A 21,384-nucleotide genomic window follows, 5' to 3' on the forward strand; every position below is an offset into this window, starting at 1 on the left:
CGTTGGGCTACTCCCGGGTACGCCCGACGGCGTACTCCCGGGTCATCCCGGGCGGGGCAGGGCGGATGCTACTTCTTGGCCTTGCCCTCGCCGGCCGACTCGTCGGTCGACAGGACGGAGATGAACGCGTCCTGCGGCACCTCCACGTTGCCGACCATCTTCATCCGCTTCTTGCCTTCCTTCTGCTTCTCCAGCAGCTTCCGCTTACGGGAGATGTCACCGCCGTAGCACTTGGCGAGGACGTCCTTGCGGATGGCGCGGACGGTCTCACGGGCGATGACCCGGGAGCCGATGGCCGCCTGGATCGGCACCTCGAAGTTCTGCCGGGGGATGAGCTTCTGCAGCTTGGCGACCAGCCGGACGCCGTACGCGTACGCCTTGTCCTTGTGCGTGACCGCGGAGAAGGCGTCGACCTTGTCGCCGTGGAGCAGGATGTCGACCTTGACGAGCTGGGCGGACTGCTCCCCCGTGGGCTCGTAGTCGAGCGAGGCGTAACCGCGGGTCTTTGACTTCAGCTGGTCGAAGAAGTCGAAGACGATCTCGGCGAGCGGCAGGGTGTAGCGGATCTCCACCCGGTCCTCGGACAGGTAGTCCATGCCGAGCAGGGTCCCGCGCCGGTTCTGGCACAGCTCCATGATCGCGCCGATGAACTCGCTGGGCGCCAGGACCGTGGCCCTCACGACCGGCTCGTGCACCTTGTCGATCTTGCCTTCGGGGAACTCGCTCGGGTTGGTGACCGTGTGCTCCGAGCCGTCCTCCATCTCCACGCGGTAGACCACGTTGGGAGCGGTGGCGATGAGCTCGAGACCGAACTCCCGCTCGAGGCGCTCACGGACCACGTCGAGGTGCAGCAGGCCGAGGAAGCCGACGCGGAAACCGAAACCGAGCGCGGCCGAGGTCTCCGGCTCGTACACCAGGGCGGCGTCGTTGAGCTGGAGCTTGTCCAGGGCCTCGCGCAGGTCCGGGTAGTCGGAGCCGTCCAGGGGGTAGAGCCCCGAGAACACCATCGGCTTGGGGTCCTTGTAGCCGCCCAGCGCCTTGGTCGCACCCTTGTTCAGGGAGGTGATGGTGTCACCGACCTTGGACTGCCGGACGTCCTTCACACCGGTGATGATGTAGCCGACCTCGCCCACGCCGATGCCGTCGGACGGTGTCATCTCCGGGGACGAGACACCGATCTCCAGCAGCTCGTGGGTGGCGCCCGTCGACATCATCCGGATGCGCTCACGCTTGTTGAGCTGGCCGTCGACGACCCTGACGTAGGTGACGACACCGCGGTACGCGTCGTAGACCGAGTCGAAGATCATCGCGCGGGCGGGGGCGTCCGCCTGGCCGATCGGTGCCGGGACGTCCCGGACGACCCTGTTGAGCAGCGCGTCCACTCCGACACCGGTCTTCGCGGAGACCTTGAGCACGTCCTCGGGCTGGCAGCCGATGAGGTTGGCCAGCTCCTCGGAGAACTTCTCGGGCTGCGCCGCGGGCAGGTCGATCTTGTTGAGCACCGGGACGATGGTGAGGTCGTTCTCCATCGCCAGGTAGAGGTTGGCCAGCGTCTGCGCCTCGATGCCCTGCGCCGCGTCGACCAGGAGGACCGTTCCCTCGCACGCGGCCAGGGAACGGGAGACCTCGTAGGTGAAGTCCACGTGGCCCGGGGTGTCGATCATGTTGAGGATGTGGGTCGAGCCCTTGCCCTCGCCCTCGGTGGGCGCCCACGGCAGACGGACCGCCTGGGACTTGATGGTGATGCCACGCTCGCGCTCGATGTCCATCCGGTCGAGATACTGGGCGCGCATCTGCCGCTGGTCGACCACTCCCGTCAGCTGGAGCATCCGGTCGGCAAGAGTCGACTTGCCGTGGTCGATGTGCGCGATGATGCAGAAATTGCGGATCAGCGCCGGGTCGGTACGGCTCGGCTCGGGCACGTTGGTAGGAGTCGCGGGCACGCAGGGTCCTGATTCTTGAGACGCCGGACGCCGTGTCTCGGGTCGATGTCGGGTCGGACGGATCGATACGTAGCCTCCATGGTCCCACGCCTGCGGGGCCGGGACCGGTTTGGGCCGGTCCGAGGGTGACTGCTACCGTGGGCAGCTGTGCCTCGTGGCCCTCAGAAGCGGCGTGGCGCACATAGGAGATCCAACGAACCTGAAAAGGCTCTTTCGTGGCGAACATCAAGTCCCAGATCAAGCGGAACAAGACGAACGAGAAGGCGCGCCTGCGCAACAAGGCCGTCAAGTCCTCGCTCAAGACCTCGATCCGCAAGGCCCGTGAGGCTGCCGCTGCCGGTGACGTCGAGAAGGCCACTGTGGCCGTCCGTGACGCCTCCCGCCAGCTCGACAAGGCTGTCTCGAAGGGTGTCATCCACAAGAATGCCGCCGCCAACAAGAAGTCGGCGCTGGCTCTCAAGGTTGCCGCCCTCCAGGGCTGAGCTACTGATGTGATCGCCGGTACGGACTCAGCGGGCCCTCTCTCCCGCTCCTGACCGGCACCCCGCGCCGCACACCGAACCTGCGTTCGCCACGCGGGTGCGGCGCACCGAGCTTGAACCGAAGGCCCCGGCCACGTCCTCCCCAGGACGACGGCCGGGGCCTTCGTGCGTGGCGCCCTCCTGCGGGGCTCGGGGGCGTGGCCGCGGGGCCGTCCGGCTCGGGTTCGGGGCCGGGCGCGGGGGGTGTGGTTCGGCGGCCGGACGCGGGGGGGGGTGTGGTCGGGCGGCCGGACGCGGGGATGTGGTGCGGCGGCCGGACGCGGGGGTGTCGTGCGGCGGCCGGACGCGGGGGTGTCGCCCCGGGCTTCGGCCTCCGGCTGTACAGCGGTCAGGCGGTCAGGCGGTCAGGCGGTCAGGCGGCCAGGCTCAGCGGCCGCCGGCACGTGCCGCGCGGGCGACGGCGACCACGGCCTTCTCCAGGGCGTACTCGGGGTCATCCCCGCCGCCCTTGACTCCGGCGTCGGCCGCCGCGACCGCGATCAGCGCCGCCGCCACTCCGTCCGGCGTCCATCCGCGCATCTGCTGGCGGACCCTGTCGATCTTCCAGGGCGGCATGCCCAGCTCGCGGGCCAGGTCCGCCGGGCGCCCACCCCGGGCCGAGGAGAGCTTGCCGATCGCCCGGACACCCTGCGCGAGGGCGCTGGTGATCAGGACGGGGGCTACGCCGGTGGACAGCGACCACCGCAGCGCCTCCAGCGCTTCCGCCGCCCGGCCCTCGACCGCACGGTCCGCGACGGTGAAGGAGGAGGCTTCCGCCCGGCCCGTGTAGTAGCGGCCGACGACAGCTTCGTCGATGGTGCCTTCGACATCCGCGGCCAGCTGCGAGACGGCACTCGCCAGCTCCCGCAGCTCGCTGCCGATGGAGTCCACCAGCGCCTGGCACGCCTCCGGGGTAGCGGAGCGCCCGAGCGCCCGGAATTCCGACCGCACGAAGGACAGCCGCTCGGCCGGCTTGGTGGTCTTGGGACACGCGACCTCACGCGCCCCCGCCTTCCGCACCGCGTCCAGCAGGCTCTTGCCCTTGGCCCCGCCCGCGTGCAGCAGCACGAGGGTGATCTCCTCGGCGGGTGCGCCCAGGTAGGCCTTGACGTCCTTGACGGTGTCGGCGGAGAGATCCTGCGCGTTGCGCACGATCACCACCTTGCGCTCGGCGAAGAGCGAAGGGCTGGTGAGCTCCGCGAGCGTGCCGGGCTGCAACTGGTCCGGGGTGAGGTCGCGGACGTCCGTGTCGGCGTCGGAGGCGCGGGCCGCAGCCACCACATGTTGCACCGCACGGTCCAGGAGCAGATCCTCCTGACCCACGGCGAGCGTGACGGGGGCGAGCGGATCGTCGGTGGAATTACGTCTGGTGGCCATCGCGGTCCAGCATCCCACGCCCCTGTGACAACGCTGCGGGGCAGCCGCCCGCCCCGGCGTACCGAGCCGGACCTGGCCTGCCGGAGAATGACCGGGTGAGCGATGTGAGACATGTGCTGGTGCTGCCCGGCCGCGACACGGCCGAGGAAGTCGCCGGGGAACTGGCCGAGCGGTTCGGCGTCACCGAGGAACCGCAGCTCGTCCGGGATGCCCTGGCCGGCGAGGACGACGCCGAGGACGCCCAGTGGCTGGTGGTGGTGGAGGACCCGGCCGCACGGCTCGACTCCGCGGCGCTCGACGCTTTCGCCGCGGAGTACGAGGGGTGGCTGGAGGCGCCTTAGCGGCGAAGGCGTACGCGGATACGCCGTGCAGGCCGTACACGCCGTTGCCGCTCGCCGGTACCCCGAGTTCTGTCAGCCCTTGGGGACGATCTGGATGTCCATCTCGATCTTGATGCTGGGGCCGACCACGGCGATACCGCGCGCCAGCATCGTCTGCCAGGTGAGCGTGAAGTCCTCGCGGTGCAGCTCTGTCGTCGCCCGGCAGGCGGCCCGGGTCTCGCCCTCCAGGCCGTTGCCCAGACCGAGGTACTGGGTGTCCAGCGTGACGGTGCGGCTCACACCGTGCAGGGTGAGCGCGCCGGTGACGCCCCAGCGGGTTCCGCCGCGGTGGACGAAGCGCTCGCTGTAGAACTCGAGGGTCGGGTAGCGCTCGATGTCGAGGAAGTCGCCGGACCGCAGGTGGTCGTCACGCATCTGGACGTTCGTGTCGATCGACGAGGCGTCGATGATCACGTGCATGGCGGAGTCCTCCATGCGGTCGGCGATCCGAACGGCACCGGCGAAGGTGTTGAACCTGCCGTGGATCCGGGCCATGCCGATATGACGTGCCGTGAAGCCGATCTGGGTGTGCGCCGGCTCGATCTCCCAGTCACCCGGATCGGGCAGCTGCGGGGGCTGGGCCACCTGGAGGGAGACGTCGCCGAGGCTCGCGTGACCGCCCTGGGCCACGGTGACCGAACCGTGGAAGGGAGTGAAGCCCTCGGCCGTGACGCCCAGACGGTAGTCGCCGGTTGGGACGGTGGCGACCACGTTCCCGAAGGGGTCCGTCTCTCCGCCGACGACCTTGCGGCCCGCGCTGTCGGTGACGACGAAGTCGGCCTGCTTTACGGGCTCGGAGACGGGGTCCAGCACCCGGCAGCTCAGCATCCCGGCGTCCTGAGGCAACGAGAGCCCGGCGAGGGCGTTGCTCTGTGCGGTGCCGGACTTCGCTCTGCTGCCTAGCCAACGGCCGAACATGTGCACGTACTCCCCAGGGGCGGTTCTCACCTCGGACCCCTGACAGCCGGACGTCGTTGTCGGAGCAGCGGCCCGCCGACGAATACGCATTCGATCACCGTTGCGACGTTCGAGGCAAACGCAGCAGCTCAGAGTGGGTTGTGCCGAGGTGTGCCCAGCTGTGCGTCGCTGTACGGAGGTACTACCGAAGGTCCGTATTGCGCGGGGCCGCGGTGCTCGCGCACCGCAAGGTCACGCGGTCAGGGGTGGGCGCACCGCGGGTGGGTGGGTGAGCGTCACACCGAAGTGGTCGCGGTAGGCGGCGAGTACCTCGGCGTCGTCGTTCAACTCCGTCTCGTCCCGCTCGCCCAGCACAGTCGTGATCAAGGTGCGGCCGCGGAGCGTCACCCGGCCGTCCTCGGTGCACCGGGAGCAGACGAGTGACCGGGTGAAGTGGGAATCCGGCGAGGTGCGGTGGTACCAGGCCCCGGCCCGGAAGTCCGCCAGCACACGCGGCCGCGGATCCAGGCGGAACTGCCGTGAACCGTCGCGCAGCAGATCGAGGTCTCCCTGCGGCGCCTCCCGGAATCGGAACGTGCCGCGGGGGTCGTCCTGTTCGGTGCGTGCCCCCAGCTCGAGCGGGCGCAGGGCGTGGTCGCCGAACCCGACATCGGCGAGCCAGGGGCCCGTACCGTCGTCGGTCTCCACGCGCAGTGCGACGTGGTCGTACGGGATGCCGAGGCGTCCGCCGTCGCCGAAAGCCCGTGCCTGAAGCAGGGTGACCCCGAAGCCCAGTTCGCGCAGCAGCGCGGCGAAGGCGCCGTTGAGCTCGTAACAGAAGCCGCCCCTGCGGTCCGTCACGATCTTGTCGACGAGCTTCTCCTCCTCCAGGACGATGTCCTGGCCGAGATGGATCGAGAGGTTCTCGAAGGGCACGGTCATCAGGTGGCGCCGCTGCAGCTCCCGCAGTGCCGCAGCGTCCGCGCGGGCGGGGCGGGTTGCGCCGATGCGTTCCAGATAGGCGTCCGTCCAGGCAAGGGCGGGCGCGTGGGCCGGCTGCTGCCGTTCCTCGTTCATGCAGGAAGTCTGTCGCGGAGCGCCGGGCGGCGCCATTGACCCCTGGACCTAGGACCGCCGACTGATGTGGAGACCACCGCCGATGGCTAGCGTGTGGGCCATGACGGAGCGAGAGTCGGCACGCGGCCCGGAACAGCGCAAGCAGGATGCACTCGATCGTCTGGAGAAGGACGAAGACGTCTGGGTCGCGACGGCCTCCGCCGACGGTGTGCCGTGCCTGGTGCCCTTGTCGTTCGTGTGGGACCAGGACACGCTGCTGCTGGCCACCCGGCGCACCAATCCGACGGCGGTCAATGTGACCCCGTCCGGGCAGGTCAGAGTCACTCTCGGGCACACCCGCGATGTGGTGCTGATCGAGGGTACGGCCGAGATCGTCGAGGGCGCGGATCTTCCCGCCGGGTCTGGGGACGCCTTCGCCGAGAAGCTCAGCTGGGACCTGCGCGGGCGCCCCGCGTGGGTGTATCTCCGCATCACGCCGTACACCGTCAAGGCGTGGCGCGAGGAGAACGAACTGGCAGGGCGCGAACTCATGCTCGACGGAACCTGGCTGGTCTGACAGCGGTGACCTGATCGGCAGGGCACGTCGGCCTGACAGCCGGGACAGACTCGGCGGAGCCTGCCGCCTGGTGTCGAAGGCCTGCCTGATATTGAGGGCCGGCCTGGTCTCGAGGGCCGGCCTGGTCTCGGGGGACGTCCTAGCCTCGGGGGACGTCCTGGTCTCGAGGGACGTACTGACGGGGCGCCCCTCCGGCAGCGGCAGGGGCCGGCTGGGCAGCGGGGGCACGCGGCGCGCCTCGCGGTCACGACCGGCCTGCCGCACGCAGCTCCACGCCGGCGCCCGTCACCGCGATCGCACCATGGACATCGGTGCGCAGAACCTTCGCTCCTGTCGCCTCGAGTGCTTCGACCGTGCGGGCCGCCGGGTGACCGTACGGGTTGTCCGTACCGCAGCTGATCAGCGCCAGCCTCGGGTGCGCGCTGCGCAGGAGGGCGGTGTCCTGATGCGCGGAACCGTGGTGCGCGACCTTGAGCACGTCCACCCTGGGCAGTGCCGGATGGCTGCGCAGTACCCCTTGCTGAGCCGGGGGTTCGAGATCGCCGAGGAGCAACAGGGTCAGTCCGCCGGACCGGACGAGAAGCGTGACGCTGGAATCGTTCGGTTCCTCGGTCACATAGGCCGGCGCCGCCCCCGGCGACCCGGCCGCAGGCCAGAGCACCTGCCAGTCGAGGGGGCCCGCCCGGCGTCGCTCCCCCGGAACGGCCCGCACCGTCGGGACGTTCGCCGCCGCGGCCGTTCGCCTCACGAAGGCTGCCTGCTCCGGCGGTTCGTCGAGACTCGTCGTCTGGATCGCGCCGACCTCGCGGCCCCTCAGCACACCGGGGAGGCCGCGCACGTGATCGGCATGGAAGTGGGTCAGCAGCAGAAGAGGCACCCGGGTGATGCCGAGGTCGCGCAGGCACCGGTCCACGAGGCGGGGTTCAGGGCCGGTGTCCACGACCACCCCCGTGCCCTCCCCGGCGGCGAGCACCATGGCGTCCCCCTGTCCGACGTCGCAGAGCGCGAAGGCCCAGCCCGGCGGCGGCCATCCCGTCATGAGCCGGGTGAGCGGCACGGGTCTCAGCACCGCGAGCACCAGCAGGAGCGCGGCGGCGGAGCAGACCCAGGGGTGGCGGGCCAGGCGGCGGGCCGACAGCACCAGCAGGGCCGTGAGGACGGCGAGGAGCGCGGCGCCGCGCCAGCCGCCCGGCCAGTCGGCTTCCGCTCCGGGAAGTGCGGCCCCGGTGCGGGCCACTGACGCGATCCACCCGACGGGCAGGCCTGCGACTTCGGCCAGCACTTCCGCCACCGGTATGGACGCGGGGGCCACGGCGAGCGCGGCGAAACCCAGGACCGTCGCGGGCGCCACCGCGAATTCGGCCAGCAGATTGCAGGGAATCGCCACCAGGCTGACCCGCGACGCGAGGACCACGACCACAGGTGCGCAGACCGCCTGAGCGGCTCCCGCAGCGGCCAGCACCTCGGCGAGCCGTGCCGGGACCCCGTGCCGCTGAAGTGCACCGCTCCACCTCGGTGCGAGGGTCAGCAGTGCCCCGGTGGCGAGCACGGACAGCAGGAACCCGTAACTGCGGGCCAGCCACGGGTCGTACAGCACCAGCAGCAGAACGGCCGCGGCCAGCGCGGGGAGCAGGGATCTGCGCCGGCCTGTCCCGATGGCGAGCAGGGTGATCGCGCCGCAGGCAGCCGCGCGTATGACGCTCGGCTCGGGACGGCAGACGATCACAAAGGCGAGCGCGATCCCGCCACCGGCCAGGGCGGTCGTGCGCAGGGAGATGCCCAGCCGGGGGGCCAGCCCGCGGCGTTCACTGCGCAGCGCCGTACCCGGTGGGCCGATGAGGAGGAAGAGCAGAATCGACAGGTTGGCGCCCGACACGGCGAGCAGGTGGGTGAGGTCGGTGGCCTTGAAGGCGTCGTGCAGGTCGGGCGGAACCCGTGAGGTGTCGCCGACGACGAGCCCCGGCAGGAGTGCCCGCGCATCGGCGTCGAGTCCGTCGGTGGCCTCCCGCAGGCCTGACCGCAGTCGCCCTGCGGCGCGTTGGAGAGGGGTGGGCTCCGCGGTGACCCGCGGAGGGTCGTCCGCGTCGGTGCCGAGCACCGCTGCGATGCGCTCCCCCTCGTGACGCGGTGGTGCGAGCCGCCCGCTGATGCGGAGGCCTGTCGAGGGCAGCAGCCGCTGCCACCGTGCCGCCGCACCACCGGGGGCGACCATGACGAGGACCGGGGTGCGGAGCCTGGTGACCGTGCCGTCGGGGGCGGTCAGCGTGTCGACCTCGGCGTCCAGGAGCAGGGATGCGGGGGTGCTGTGGTCGCCCCGTACTCGCGGCCGGGTCTGCCGGGGATCGGACGTGACGGTCACCTCCGCTTCGACCCGCGCATACGACTCCGCCAGTCCGGGGACCGGACCGCTCCGGGCATCCGCGCCATGGAGCCCGGCCGCCGCCGCCCCCGCAGCCGCGCAGAGCAGGACTGCGGCCGCGGCCGTGATACGGGTCCCCGCGTGCCTGGGGTGCCCGGCAGGCCCTGGAGGCCCGGCCGACGGAACGGCCCGCCCTGCCGGACCCGCCATGCCCTGGGGTTCTGCTCGCGGAAGGAACCGGGGTACGGCGATGAGGCCCAGCCCGGCGCACGCACAGAGAACCGCCCCGACCATCACCCAGCGGCCCGAGGCCCCCAGTGCCAGGGCGGCTGCCGCCCAGGCGGCCAGGGCCGGAGGGACCAGCCGCAGATCGGCCGGGGCTTCCTGGCGCGGGTCGGCGGCGCCCAGCCGTCGCCCCGAATCCGTGTGGACGTCAGGACCGTTCACGGCCTGACCAGCGGACGGAGGTCCGCGAACCGGCGGTCCCCGATGCCGTTGACCTCACGGAGCTCGTCCACGGAGCGGTAACCCCCGTGCTCGGTGCGGTAGTCGACGATGTGCTGGGCGAGCACCGGGCCGACACCTGGCAGGGTTTCGAGCTGCTCGACGGTGGCCGTGCCGAGGCTCAGGGGCGCAGCCGGCCCGGCCTGTCCCGCCGCGCCGCCTGCTCCCGTTCCACCCGCGGGGGGCGGCGCGCCGGGCAGGCCCACCGCTACCTGCTCGCCGTCCGTCAGGACACGCGCGCGGTTGAGTGCGGTGACATCGGCGCCCGCGCGGACACCTCCTGCGGCGCGCAGGGCGTCCGCGACGCGTGAACCCACCGGCAGATACTGGATCCCCGGCCGTCGGACCTTGCCGCTCACATCCACGACGATCTGTCCGCCGGAGGCGGCGCCGGTCCGCGATCCCGTGTCCGGACCGGGCGTGCCACCGGGCATCCGGGCGTTCGGGGACTCTGCCCCGTCCGCCTGGACCGCGGCGGCCTCCGTGACACGGTCGGGAGCGCGCACGGCCTCCGGACGGGCCGACCAGAAGTGTGTCGCCGCGAGTACCGCGGCCCCGACCAGGACAACGGCCAGCGCGGCAAGCGCTCGTGGCTCCAGGCCGCATCGCGACTGCACCCACAGGGGTAACCGGTCGCGCAGCGCGGGCCCGGCTTCTCGCCACCACCGCGGCCTGGCGGCGGAGGCACCAGGCGCCTCGTGCCGCAGCGGGAGTGCGGACCCGGTCTGCGGGGCGGCCGTGGTGTTCACATCGATCGCCGGGCGCGGCGGCGGGTCCACCGCCCAGGATGGCGCCGCGCGGGCACGTCCGGGCTCACCGGACAGCGCCGCGGCCGCGCCCACCCCTGCCGCCGCAGTCGCCGGCCGGCCGGACCCCACGAGCGCGTCCGCCCGGAGCCGGGAAGCTGCTGCGATCTCGGCGTCCGGTCCACGCACGGTGCGCCGTCGGCGCCCGTGCCGGGCCCCGGACGCGGTGCCGGGCGAGGTACCGGCCGCTCCACCGGGGCGGACACCGGGCCTGTACCGGGTACGCCCCGGGCCGGACCCGCGGGACACACGATGCGCCGCGCGATGCGTGGCCCGAGGCGCGGCCGGGTGCGTGGGCGGGTCCACGGCTGCATGCGCAGGCAGATCCGCGAGCCGGTGCGGGGCCGGGCCCGCAGCGCCGCCGGTGAGTCCCTGCCGGTCGGCGGCACGGCTGGATGGGTGAAGTGTTCGGAAGGTCATGTTTCACGACGCTAGACACTTCCGCAGAATTCTGCCGGGACGCCCCAATTACGGTGGATAACTCACCAGTTGTGGATAACTACGTCACCCGACGGAGTGGCGTTCAGCGCGGTGCGACCACCGCTCCCAGCAGCCCCGGCCCGGTGTGGGCCCCGATCACCGCACCGACCTCGCTCACATGCAGGTCGACGAGACCCGGGACCCGCCCTCGCAGCCGTTCCGCCAGCCGCTCGGCCCCGTCCGGAGCGGCCAGGTGGTGAACGGCGATGTCCACCGCACCCGTGCCGGCCTGAGCGGCGACGATCTCTTCGAGCCGCGCGATCGCCTTGGACGCGGTCCGCACCTTCTCCAGCATCTCGATACGACCACCGGCCAGTTGAAGCAGGGGCTTTACAGCCAGGGCCGACCCCAGCAGCGCCTGCGCGGCACCGATGCGCCCGCCTCGGCGCAGGTAGTCCAGCGTGTCGACGTAGAAGAACGCCGACGTCCCCGCCGCCCGCTTCTCGGCCGCTGCGACCGCCTCGTCCAGACCACCGCCCGCCTCGCCCGCCTCGGCGGCGGCCAGCGCGCAGAATCCCAGGGCCATGGCGACCATGCCGGTGTCGACCACTCGCACCGGAACGGGCGCGTCCTTCGCTGCGAGCACGGCGGCGTCGTACGTGCCGGAGAACTCCGCCGACAGATGGAGGGAGACGATGCCGGTGGCCCCCGCATCGGCCACGGCGCGGTACGTGGCGGCGAAGACGTCCGGGCTGGGCCGTGACGTGGTCACGGACCGGCGCTTCTGCAGGGCCAGCGCCAGCGACCGGGCCGAGATCTCCGTGCCTTCCTCCAGTGCCTGATCGCCCAGGACGACGGTCAGCGGCACCGCGGTGATGCCGTGCCGTTCCATCGTCTGGGGCGGCAGGTAGGCCGTTGAATCGGTGACGATCGCGACATGGCGGGACATGAGCCGGAGGTTACCTTCCGGGGCGGGGGGACGGCAGCCCGGGCCCGACCTGCTGATCATTTCCGGTCGGTCCGGTATCCATCCTTGACGCACCTCCGACTTTTCGGAGGCGTTCAGGGCCCGTTCGAACACATTCCGTCGCCGCCCCGCCGCGGTCTGCGTCTACGCAGCCGATAGGCGTCAGTTCGTCGTCTCCGGCCTGGCGGACTTCTGCCACGGATACTCGGTGCGCAGCCGCGGGTCCGGAGGGGTGAGCGACGGCGGCGTCTGTTCATCTGCCGGTCCGCTCCAACTGTGCCCGGCCGCCTCGCCCCGGGGTGCCGCGGGCTGCTCCTCGGTCGTCCAGTGACGCAGGGCCCCGGCCTCGAGGTCGATCTGCGCGTTGAGCGCGGCCAGATCGTCGTCGGCGAACTGCCTGGCCCGGTCACGCGCCGCCCAGCGCAGAGATTCCGCCGAGTGTGTGATGCGCTCCGTGCGCTCCTTCAGGCCGGGCAGCATCGTGGCCACCGTCGCCCGGTCCGGCTCGCGCTCCAGCCGCTTGAGGTCGTTGTCGAGCTCGCGGCCGTGCGCGCTCAGACGCTCGAAGAGCCCCAGCGACTCCGAGAGGGAGGCGTCCTCCGCCGCCCCGGCGTTCAGCGCGTCCTGGGTGGCCCTCATCGATGTACGCAGCGTGAGCCTCAGCTGGGCGAGCTCCCCCGGCACACCCGGCTGGCCGTAGCTCTTTGCCCGCAGCGCGGTGTCCTCCACGGAGCGGCGCGCCTGCGTGATCGTCCGGTCCACACCGCGCTTGGCCGCGCGCACCGTCTTCACCCCGGCATACACCCCGAGCGCCATGAACGCCACGAACAGCAGCGTCAGGATCAGGATCACGGCTTCCATGAACGCCCCTCGGTCGTCGAATCGGCTGCCCGTGTGCGGTCGCCCCTTCTACCGTAAACGGAACGGGCAGGCCGAGGGTTCCTCCGGAACCCCTCAACCTGCCCGTAGGGGAAAGCCCTGGCACGTCCGCACGGGCTGCCCGATGCCGTCACACATGGCCGCCCCGGACCACGCCGATGGCGTCACGCGTGACGCCCGGGACCACCCCGACGCCCTCACACATGGACCCGGACCACCCGGGTGCTGTTACGCGGGGACGATGTTGACCAGCTTCGGCGCCCGCACGATCACCTTGCGGATGCCCGCACCGCCCAGCGCGGCGACGACGTTCTCGTCGGCCAGCGCCAGCGCCTCCAGCTCCTCGTCCGAGATCGACGGGGAGATCTCCAGGCGCGCCTTGACCTTGCCCTTGATCTGCACCACGCAGGTCACGGTCTCGTCCACGACGTACGCCGGGTCGGCGACCGGGAAGTCCTGGTGCACGACGGACTCGCTGTGGCCCAGCCGGCGCCACAGCTCCTCCGCCACGTGCGGCGCCAGCGGCGCGATCAGCAGCACCAGCCGCTCGGCGACCGAGCGCGACAGCGGACCCCCCGCCTTCGTCAGGTGGTTGTTCAGCTCGGTGACCTTGGCGATGGCGGTGTTGAAGCGCATCCCCGCCATGTCCTGGCCGACACCGTCGATGGCCTTGTGCAGCGCCCGCAGCGTGTCCTCGCCGGGCTCGGTGTCCACGACGGTGACCTCACCGGTCTCCTCGTCGACGACGTTGCGCCACAGCCGCTGCAGCAGCCGGTACTGGCCGACCACGGCCCGGGTGTCCCAGGGACGCGAGACGTCCAGCGGGCCCATGGCCATCTCGTACAGCCGCAGGGTGTCCGCCCCGTACTCACCGCAGATCTCGTCGGGCGTCACGGCGTTCTTCAGGGACTTGCCCATCTTGCCCAGGACGCGGCTGACCTTCTCGCCCGCGTGGTAGTACGCCCCGTCGCGCTCCTCGACCTCGGCCGCCGGGACCGCGATACCGCGGCTGTCCCGGTAGACGAAGGCCTGGATCATGCCCTGGTTGTACAGCTTGTGGAACGGCTCGGCGGACGAGATGTGCCCCAGGTCGTGCAGCACCTTGGACCAGAAACGGGCGTACAGCAGGTGCAGTACGGCGTGCTCCGCGCCGCCGACGTACAGGTCGACGCCTCCGGTGGGCTGTCCCTCGCGCGGCCCCATCCAGTACTGCTCGATCGCCGGGTCGACCAGCCGCTGGTCGTTGTTCGGGTCCAGGTAGCGCAGCTCGTACCAGCAGGAACCCGCCCAGTTCGGCATGGTGTTGGTCTCGCGGCGGTAATTTCGCGGACCAGCACCGTCGCCCAGGTCCAGGGTGACGTTGACCCAGTCGGCGTTCCGGGACAGCGGGGTCTCGGGCTTGGTGTCGGCGTCCTCCGGGTCGAAGGTGCGCGGCGAGTAGTCCTCGACCTCGGGCAGTTCCAGCGGCAGCATCGACTCGGGCAGCGGGTGGGCGATGCCCTCCTCGTCGTACACGATCGGGAAGGGCTCTCCCCAATAGCGCTGACGGCTGAACAGCCAGTCACGCAGCCGGAAGTTGACGGTGCCCTCGCCGACGCCGTGCGCCTGCAGCCATTCGGTGATCTTCGCCTTGGCGTCGACGACGCCCAGGCCGTCCAGGGAGATCTCGTCGTTCGCGGAGTTGACCAGCTTCGCGTCGTACGACGCGAAGGCGTCCTCCCAGGTGGAGGCGTCCGTACCGCGGTCGTCCGACGGCTCGACGACACAGCGCATCGGCAGCTCGAAGGCGCGCGCGAAGGCGAAGTCGCGCGCGTCGTGCGCCGGTACCGCCATGATCGCGCCGGTGCCGTAGCCCATCAGAACGTAGTCGGCGATGAAGACGGGGACCTTCTCGCCGCTGACCGGGTTGGTCGCGTAGGACCCCGTGAAGACACCGGTCTTGTCCTTGGCCTCGGCCTGCCGCTCCACGTCCGACTTGGCGGCGGCCTGCTTGCGGTACGCGGTGACGGCCTCGGCCGGGTTCGCGTGGCCGCCGGTCCACACCGGATGGGTGCCCTCGGGCCAGGCGGCGGGGATGATCCGCTCGACCAGCTCGTGCTCGGGCGCCAGCACCATGTAGGTCGCACCGAACAGGGTGTCCTGACGGGTGGTGAAGACGGTGATGTCCCCGGCTCCGTCGACGGGGAAGTCGACGCGCGCACCCTCGGAACGGCCGATCCAGTTGCGCTGCTGCAGCTTGATGGCCTCGGGCCAGTCCAGCCCGTCCAGGTCGTTCAGCAGCCGGTCCGCGTAGGCGGTGATGCGCATGTTCCACTGGCGCAGCTTGGCCTTGAAGACCGGGAAGTTTCCACGCTCGGAGCGGCCGTCGGCCGTCACCTCTTCGTTGGCCAGCACGGTGCCCAGCCCGGGCGACCAGTTGACGGGCGCGTCCGAGGCGTACGCCAGGCGGTACTGCCCCAGGATGTCGGCGCGGTCGGCGGCGCTCAGCGCACCCCACTCGCGGCCGTCGGGGACCGGGCGCTCACCGCTCTCGAACTGGGCGACCAGTTCGGCGATCGGGCGGGCCCGGTCGGCCTCGGCGTCGTACCAGGAGTTGAAGATCTGCAGGAAGATCCACTGGGTCCACTTGTAGTAGTCCGCGTCGATCGTCGCGAAGGAGCGGCGCTTGTCGTGGCCCAGGCCCAGCCGTCGCAGCTGGACCTTCATGTTCTCCATGTTGGCCTCGGTGGAGGCCCGCGGGTGTGTGCCCGTCTGCACGGCGTACTGCTCGGCCGGCAGGCCGAACGCGTCGAAGCCCAGGGTGTGCAGGACGTTGTGCCCCGTCATCCGCTGGTGGCGGGCGTAGACGTCGGTGGCGATGTAGCCCAGCGGATGGCCGACATGCAGACCTGCGCCCGAGGGGTACGGGAACATGTCCATGATGAAGCGCTTCGGTTTGGCGGCCAGCTCCGGATCGTCCGCCAGGTCACCGGTCGGATTGGGCGCCTCGTACGTCCCCTCGGCGTCCCAGAAGTCCTGCCAGCGTGCCTCGATGTCGGCGGCCATCGCTGCCGTGTAGCGGTGCGGCGCGGCCACCTCGGCCGCGGTATTCGTCTCGCTCATGATCCTCAAAGCTCCATCGATCGTCATCTGCCGGCGCCCACGTTTACGGACACACGTCTACGGAAACGAAAAATCCCCTCGCACAGGAGGGGACGCCGCGCCGAGTCCGACCAGGCATTCTCACCGGTCGGGAGTGATCAGCGCGGCTCGCTGAGCAGAAGGCGTACGGCACGCATGGCGTCAGGGTACCGCACGGGCCCGGGACCCGGCCCGGCACATATGCCGCCGAAAGGCCGCGTGGGGCCGCGCCGCCCCCGGGACCGGAAGGCACGCGATCCGCGCCAACCTTCCACATGACCCACACACTCCGGAGGTTACTCCGCGTACTGCCCCCTATCGGGGCAACAGTTCAAACCTCGTACCGGCCGGTAAACGGCGACCTAGCATGCGGCAACGGGACCGCTTTGCCGAGCCATTCGGAGTCGCCCCCCATGAAGCCTCATCGCAGGATCCGCTCCTCCCCCTCCCTGAGCACCGGCCCAGGAATGAGCCGCCCGGTGCAGGGCGGGCTGACCGTCGCGGCGCTGGTGCTCATACCCCTGCTCGCCGTCGCGGGGAGCGACGGCATGCGTGCCACGTTCGACTTCACCACCGGCGTCCTGACGCTGGTCTCCCTCACCGCAGCGGTCGCCTGGGGTCTGCTGGCCACCGACCGGGTATTCCTCTCGACCCGCCAGCGGCTCGTCTGCCAGGGCATCCACCGGGCCGCCGCCGTCACCTCACTCGCCTTCCTCCTGCTGCACGGCACCGTGAAGGTCGCCCTGGGGCACGTCGGTCTGCTCGGCGCTCTCATACCGTTCGGCATGGGCGTGAGCGGCACCGCGGGTCTCATCGGCTTCGGCTCACTGGCCGGGCTGCTGATGATCGTCGCCGCGGCCACCGGGGCCATGCGCAGCGCCTTCGCGACCCCGGGCAGGATCGCCGGCCGCTGGCGCGCGCTGCACGCACTGGCCTACCCGGCGTGGTGCTCCGCCTTGGTGCACGGCCTGTACGCCGGCCGGCAGCCCGCGACCTGGGTCGTCGTGATGTACATGCTCTGCCTGACCGCGGTGGCCGCCGCGGTCGCCCTGCGCCTGCTCCCCGTCCCGGCCAAGCGCCTGCTCACCGAACTGGTCACCGACCTGATCGGCTCGGACGCCCCTCCGTCCGCATCGGATCCGGTCATACGCCCTTCCCCGCCCCCTGGTTCGGAACCCGTGCCTCCACCGCCCGGCCGGGGTCTGCCGCCCGACGCGCCCGGCTGGGGCGACGACCGCGGCATACGCGGCACCCCGGTCCGCCCCCGGACACTCGCCGCCCCGGAGCCGCCCGGAGCCCTCTCGTACGAACCGCCGGGGTACGGGTCCCAGCCGTACGGGCAACCGCTGCACGGACAACAGCAGTACGACACCCCTCTGTACGAACCCCCGCCCCTGTACGAACCCCCGCCGCGCAGCTCCGAGCGGCTCACCCCGGGCACCGTTCCGGCACCGTCGCCGTCCACAGGGCCCCGGCCCGGCATCTCCGCGGCGTACCGGGCCGTCTCCCGGCCTTCCGGGCCGCCGACGGAGCGAAGGGACGACCGCTGGCCCACGCCGTCCCCCGCGCCTCCCGCGCAGGCGCTGAGGCCCGCGTACGCCCCGCCCTCGGACCCCGCCTCCGCCTCCGCCTCCGCCTCCGACCAGACGACCGAGCAGCTACCGGGGCCGCTCTATCCGCCCTCGGCGGGAGAGCCCTGGCACGCACCAGCAGGAGACCGACCGTGAACGTCCCCCTCCCCGATGTGCCCGAGGTCCGCGTCGTCGGGCTTCCCCAGCTGACCACCGGCTTCGACCTCGTGGAACGCCTCGACCTCGCCATGCACCTGAAGGTGCACGGCCCACTCGAACCGATGACCGGCGAGCGGCTCGCCGAACTGGCCGAGTCCGTATCGCTGCGCGGACGCGGCGGCGCGGGCTTCCCCTTCGGGAAGAAGCTGCGCGCGGTCGCGAAGGCGTCCATACGGCGCGGGGTGCGGCCGGTCGTCGTGATCAACGGCAGCGAGGGCGAGCCCGCCTGCCGCAAGGACACCGTGCTGCTCAACCGCGCCCCGCATCTCATCCTCGACGGCGCCCTGCTCGCCGCTGAGGCACTCGGCGCACGCACACTGGTGGTGGCCGTCACGCGCAACTCCACGGAGATCTCCGTGCGGGCCGCTCTGGCCGAGCGCGGTCTGTCGGACCGGCGCGGGCAGCATCTCCGCGCCCGGGTGGTGCGCACCCCGGAGCGCATGGTCTCCGGGGAGGCATCGGCGGTCATCCGGGCGGTGAACGGCGGCCCCGCCCTGCCGCCGGGCCGCCGCGAGCGCGCCGCGGAGTCCGGGGTGGCCGGCGCCCCGACCCTCCTGTCCAACGCGGAGACCTACGCCCAGCTCGCCGTCGCCGCCCGGCTCGGGTCCCGCCGCTACGGGCACACCGGCCTGCCCGACGAGCCCGGCACGGTCCTGCTCACGGTCTCCGGGGCCGTGGCACGCCCGATGGTGATCGAGGTACCCACCGGGGTGCCCCTGCGGTACGTCCTGCAGCTGGCGGGCGCGCCGCCGCTGCCCCAGGGCGTGCTCACCGGCGGCTATCACGGCAACTGGATCGACGCGATCGCCTCGCACGACGCCGTGGTCTCCAGAGCCTCCCTGGCCGCGGCGGGCGGCGCACTCGGCGCCGGCGCCATCCTGCCGATCGGGCCGGAGACCTGTCCGATCGGCGAATCGCTGAGGATCGCGAACTGGCTGGCCGCCGAGACAGCGGGCCAGTGCGGCCCGTGCAAGCTGGGCCTGCCTGCCGCTGCGGGCGGCCTCTCCGACGTACTGAACGGCGGCGGGCCCGCCGCTCTGGAGGCGCTCCGCGAGGTGACCCAGGCCGTGAAGGGCCGCGGGGCGTGCAAACACCCGGACGGATCCGCCCGCTTCCTGACGTCCACCCTCTCGGCGTTCACCGACGACCTCGCCGCGCACGTGCTGGACGGCGGTTGCGGGCGGGAGACGCTGGGGGTGCTGCCGTTGCCCTCCCCCGGCTACGAGGACCTGGAGGAGTCCATCCCCAGCGGCGAGAAGCTGGCGGTCGACTGGACGCTCTGCCAGGGACACGGTCTCTGCGCGGACATCGTTCCGGAGCTGATCCGGCTGGGCCCCGACGGCTATCCGGCGCTCGCGGACGCCGCCGTTCCCGTGCACCTGCGGGGCCGGGCCCAGCGCGCCGTACGACGATGCCCCGCCCTTGCCCTCCGTATCGAACAGGCGCCCGCGGAACGCCCCGCACTCCCGAGCGCCCAGCGCAGGGCCCTGGGCAGCGGACGCGGCTGACCGCACGCCGCCCGGACACCGCAGAGGTGCCCGGACACGACAGAGGTGACGGATACGACAAGAAGCGGGTCACCCGATTCGGATGACCCGCTTCTCAAACTGTGGAGCTAAGGAGAATTGAACTCCTGACCTCCTGCATGCCATGCAGGCGCTCTACCAACTGAGCTATAGCCCCGTGCTGTTTGCCACCCGGTTTCCCTGGCGACATCGAGAACATTACACGGTCCCACCGGCCCATCAAAAATCGTTTCCACTCTGTCTGGATATGACCGGTGAGCGATGCCCTGACCAGCGGTTGCTCCGACCGCGAGCAGTCTGACCGGAGGGACCGCGTCAGGCGGTGGCGAAGGAGTAGAACCGCTTGAGGGTGCAGTGCTCCTCCAGGAGCCGGCCGTAGATGGGCTCCCCCTCGAGCTCCCGGTACGTCTCGATGGGGTCGCCTTTTATGATCAGCGCCCGCGCGCACTCCTCACACCAGTACTGGAACTCCGCGTTGACGGGGTCCATGTCCCTGACGATGGGCGTACCGCTGCCGCACCAGTCGCATTTCCGCCTGTGTGCACCCATCCGGTCAGCTCCGAGGGTGGCCGCAGGCCGTGCACGCGAAGGGACCCTCGTGCGAGGTGCCGAGGGAGCGGGTCGCGGTGAAGCCGTGGAGGGTGGAGCGGTGGGTCACGGCGGGGGCAAGGAGCGGGCCCGGGGCCCGTACGCGGCTCGCAGGCATCGCGCTCCCTCCCGATCGGTCCGTCGCCCCCTCCGGCGCTCCGATTCTGCCATGACCCCGCAAGGGGGTCAGCCCGACGACCGCCCCACCGCCCGCCTTTGTCCTGAAGGAAGCGCACGGGGCCGACCGGCGTACCTGCGAAGACGGCTCCGGAGCACCCCCTCCGCCCTTGTCCCAGGCGGGCCAGGGCAGTTGAGGCATGACCGGCGCGAGCCGCCGCACCGGTTCCGTACAACCGGCAAAAAAAGATCCCGCCCCCTGTCGGGGACGGGATCTTGACTGTGGAGCTAAGGAGAATTGAACTCCTGACCTCCTGCATGCCATGCAGGCGCTCTACCAACTGAGCTATAGCCCCGCTGTCCGCTGTGTTTCCCTGCGTTTCCGCGCTGCGAACAAGAAGAACTTTAGCCTGCGACGAGCCGGAAAGTGAAATCCGGCCCCCGCCCCCCGGAGAGTGCCTCCGGGCGCCCGCTAATCGTCGTCCCCGAGCACCGGTTCGGGGAGCGTCCCGGCGTTGTGCTCGAGCAGACGCCACCCACGCGCGCCTTCGCCCAGCACGGACCAGCAGCAGTTGGAAAGCCCGCCGAGCCCCTCCCAGTGGTGGGACTCGAGCCCGAGCAGACGGCCGATGGTCGTCCGGATCGTGCCACCGTGGCTCACGACGACGAGCGTGCCCGCGTCGGGCAGTTTGCCGGCGTGCTCGAGCACGACGGGTGCCGCCCGGTCGGCGACCTCGGTCTCCAGCTCTCCACCGCCCCTGCGGACCGGCTCACCGCGCTTCCACGCGGCGTACTGCTCGCCGTACTGCCCGATGATCTCCTCGTGCGTGAGGCCCTGCCAGGCGCCCGCATACGTCTCGCGCAACGCGGAGTCGTGTGCGACGTCGAGGCCGGTGACCGAGGCGAGCTCGGCGGCCGTGGCCGCTGCCCGCCGCAGGTCGGACGCCACGATCGCGTCCGGCTGCAGCGAGGCGAGCAGCCGGGCGGCGCGGCGGGCCTGACCGACGCCGGTCTCGGTCAGCTCGATGTCCGTGGAGCCCTGGAAACGTCGCTCCAGATTCCACGCCGTCTGGCCGTGGCGCCAAAGGACGATCTTGCGGCCCCTGCCGCTCCTGCTGCCGTTCAGCTCTGGTCACCTTCCGTGCCGCCGTTGAGCTGGGCGTGCTCCTCGGCCTTGCCACGTGTCTTGATCGCGTCCTCGGGGAGGGCGATCTCGGGGCAGTCCTTCCACAGGCGCTCGAGCGCGTAGAACACGCGCTCCTCGCTGTGCTGGACGTGGATCACGATGTCGACGTAGTCGAGGAGGATCCAGCGGGCGTCGCGGTCGCCCTCGCGGCGTACCGGCTTGGCGCCGAGCTCCTTCTGCAGCCGCTCCTCGATCTCGTCGACGATCGACTTGACCTGGCGGTCGTTGGGAGCCGAGGCCAGCAGGAAGGCGTCGGTGATCGACAGCACGTCGCTGACGTCGTAGGCGATGATGTCGTGCGCGAGCCGGTCGGCCGCCGCCTGGGCGGCGGCGTTGATGAGCTCGATGGAGCGGTCCGTGGCGGTCACATG

At 71.3% G+C, this 21,384-nt stretch carries 17 protein-coding genes and 2 tRNA genes; 5 read left to right on the forward strand and 14 right to left on the reverse strand.

Annotated features, from left to right (window positions below; translation table 11 throughout):
• Nucleotides 1-68 precede the first annotated feature (68 nt).
• Complete coding sequence (lepA, locus tag ACFWFI_RS12610; protein ID WP_387388418.1) at nt 69-1,943, reverse strand: translation elongation factor 4; 1,875 nt, start codon at nt 1,941-1,943, stop codon at nt 69-71.
• 215 nt (nt 1,944-2,158) lie between these two features.
• Between lepA and rpsT the strand changes: the two genes are divergently transcribed.
• Complete coding sequence (gene rpsT / locus ACFWFI_RS12615) at nt 2,159-2,425, forward strand: 30S ribosomal protein S20 (RefSeq protein WP_014156344.1); 267 nt, start codon at nt 2,159-2,161, stop codon at nt 2,423-2,425.
• A 426-nt stretch (nt 2,426-2,851) separates the two neighbouring features.
• On the opposite strand, the gene holA is transcribed toward rpsT, so the two are convergent.
• On the reverse strand, nt 2,852-3,841 hold the full coding sequence (holA, locus tag ACFWFI_RS12620; protein WP_387388421.1) for a DNA polymerase III subunit delta: 990 nt from the start codon (nt 3,839-3,841) through the stop codon (nt 2,852-2,854).
• 95 nt (nt 3,842-3,936) lie between these two features.
• On the opposite strand from holA, the gene ACFWFI_RS12625 reads away from it, so the two are divergent.
• Nucleotides 3,937-4,182 carry a hypothetical protein gene (locus tag ACFWFI_RS12625; RefSeq protein ID WP_387388422.1) on the forward strand — a complete coding sequence of 82 codons (246 nt, stop codon included), beginning with the start codon at nt 3,937-3,939 and terminating at the stop codon, nt 4,180-4,182.
• A gap of 72 nt (nt 4,183-4,254) precedes the next feature.
• Here ACFWFI_RS12625 and ACFWFI_RS12630 read toward each other — a convergent pair whose 3' ends face one another.
• Together ACFWFI_RS12630 and ACFWFI_RS12635 are read right to left on the reverse strand one after the other, a co-directional pair.
• Nucleotides 4,255-5,139, reverse strand: coding sequence for a YceI family protein (locus tag ACFWFI_RS12630; RefSeq protein ID WP_387388471.1), 885 nt, complete (start codon nt 5,137-5,139; stop codon nt 4,255-4,257).
• Between the two features lie 231 nt (nt 5,140-5,370).
• Nucleotides 5,371-6,195: an arylamine N-acetyltransferase family protein gene (locus tag ACFWFI_RS12635; protein WP_387388425.1), complete on the reverse strand. Its 825-nt coding sequence runs from the start codon at nt 6,193-6,195 to the stop codon at nt 5,371-5,373.
• 100 nt (nt 6,196-6,295) lie between these two features.
• Here ACFWFI_RS12635 and ACFWFI_RS12640 point away from each other — a divergent pair, with 100 nt between their 5' ends.
• The gene (locus ACFWFI_RS12640) at nt 6,296-6,751 is read left to right on the forward strand and encodes a pyridoxamine 5'-phosphate oxidase family protein (RefSeq protein ID WP_387388427.1); all 456 of its coding nucleotides are present in this window, start codon (nt 6,296-6,298) and stop codon (nt 6,749-6,751) included.
• 244 nt (nt 6,752-6,995) lie between these two features.
• Here ACFWFI_RS12640 and ACFWFI_RS12645 read toward each other — a convergent pair whose 3' ends face one another.
• The 5 genes from ACFWFI_RS12645 to leuS form a co-directional block, all read right to left on the reverse strand.
• On the reverse strand, nt 6,996-9,557 hold the full coding sequence (locus ACFWFI_RS12645; RefSeq protein WP_387388430.1) for a ComEC/Rec2 family competence protein: 2,562 nt from the start codon (nt 9,555-9,557) through the stop codon (nt 6,996-6,998).
• Nucleotides 9,554-10,549, reverse strand: a complete 996-nt coding sequence (locus tag ACFWFI_RS12650; protein WP_387388433.1) for a helix-hairpin-helix domain-containing protein — start codon at nt 10,547-10,549, stop codon at nt 9,554-9,556. Before ACFWFI_RS12650 ends, ACFWFI_RS12645 begins: the two co-directional genes overlap by 4 nt.
• A gap of 394 nt (nt 10,550-10,943) precedes the next feature.
• Nucleotides 10,944-11,789, reverse strand: a complete 846-nt coding sequence (locus ACFWFI_RS12655) for a DegV family protein (RefSeq protein WP_387388435.1) — start codon at nt 11,787-11,789, stop codon at nt 10,944-10,946.
• A gap of 180 nt (nt 11,790-11,969) precedes the next feature.
• Complete coding sequence (locus ACFWFI_RS12660) at nt 11,970-12,668, reverse strand: hypothetical protein (RefSeq protein WP_387388436.1); 699 nt, start codon at nt 12,666-12,668, stop codon at nt 11,970-11,972.
• Between the two features lie 246 nt (nt 12,669-12,914).
• Nucleotides 12,915-15,788, reverse strand: coding sequence for a leucine--tRNA ligase (leuS, locus tag ACFWFI_RS12665; RefSeq protein WP_387388439.1), 2,874 nt, complete (start codon nt 15,786-15,788; stop codon nt 12,915-12,917).
• Between the two features lie 485 nt (nt 15,789-16,273).
• Between leuS and ACFWFI_RS12670 the strand changes: the two genes are divergently transcribed.
• Both ACFWFI_RS12670 and ACFWFI_RS12675 read left to right on the forward strand, forming a co-directional pair.
• The gene (locus tag ACFWFI_RS12670; protein WP_387388441.1) at nt 16,274-17,533 is read left to right on the forward strand and encodes a hypothetical protein; all 1,260 of its coding nucleotides are present in this window, start codon (nt 16,274-16,276) and stop codon (nt 17,531-17,533) included.
• Complete coding sequence (locus ACFWFI_RS12675) at nt 17,530-19,104, forward strand: NADH-ubiquinone oxidoreductase-F iron-sulfur binding region domain-containing protein (RefSeq protein WP_387388444.1); 1,575 nt, start codon at nt 17,530-17,532, stop codon at nt 19,102-19,104. Before ACFWFI_RS12670 ends, ACFWFI_RS12675 begins: the two co-directional genes overlap by 4 nt.
• Nucleotides 19,105-19,206: 102 nt before the next feature.
• Here the strand turns inward: ACFWFI_RS12675 and ACFWFI_RS12680 are convergent.
• The 5 genes from ACFWFI_RS12680 to rsfS form a co-directional block, all read right to left on the reverse strand.
• A tRNA-Ala gene (locus ACFWFI_RS12680) sits at nt 19,207-19,279 on the reverse strand.
• 158 nt (nt 19,280-19,437) lie between these two features.
• Nucleotides 19,438-19,671, reverse strand: a complete 234-nt coding sequence (locus ACFWFI_RS12685; protein WP_033305681.1) for a hypothetical protein — start codon at nt 19,669-19,671, stop codon at nt 19,438-19,440.
• Between the two features lie 439 nt (nt 19,672-20,110).
• A tRNA-Ala gene (locus ACFWFI_RS12690) sits at nt 20,111-20,183 on the reverse strand.
• A 116-nt stretch (nt 20,184-20,299) separates the two neighbouring features.
• Complete coding sequence (locus ACFWFI_RS12695) at nt 20,300-20,953, reverse strand: histidine phosphatase family protein (protein WP_387388474.1); 654 nt, start codon at nt 20,951-20,953, stop codon at nt 20,300-20,302.
• Nucleotides 20,950-21,381 (reverse strand): ribosome silencing factor, encoded by a 432-nt coding sequence (gene rsfS, locus ACFWFI_RS12700; RefSeq protein ID WP_010062919.1) that lies wholly within the window; start codon nt 21,379-21,381, stop codon nt 20,950-20,952. Before rsfS ends, ACFWFI_RS12695 begins: the two co-directional genes overlap by 4 nt.
• Nucleotides 21,382-21,384: the final 3 nt, after the last annotated feature.

Origin of the sequence: Streptomyces sp. NPDC060209 (assembly GCF_042728155.1) — a bacterium.
In the GTDB taxonomy this organism is placed as follows: Bacteria; Actinomycetota; Actinomycetes; order Streptomycetales; family Streptomycetaceae; genus Streptomyces.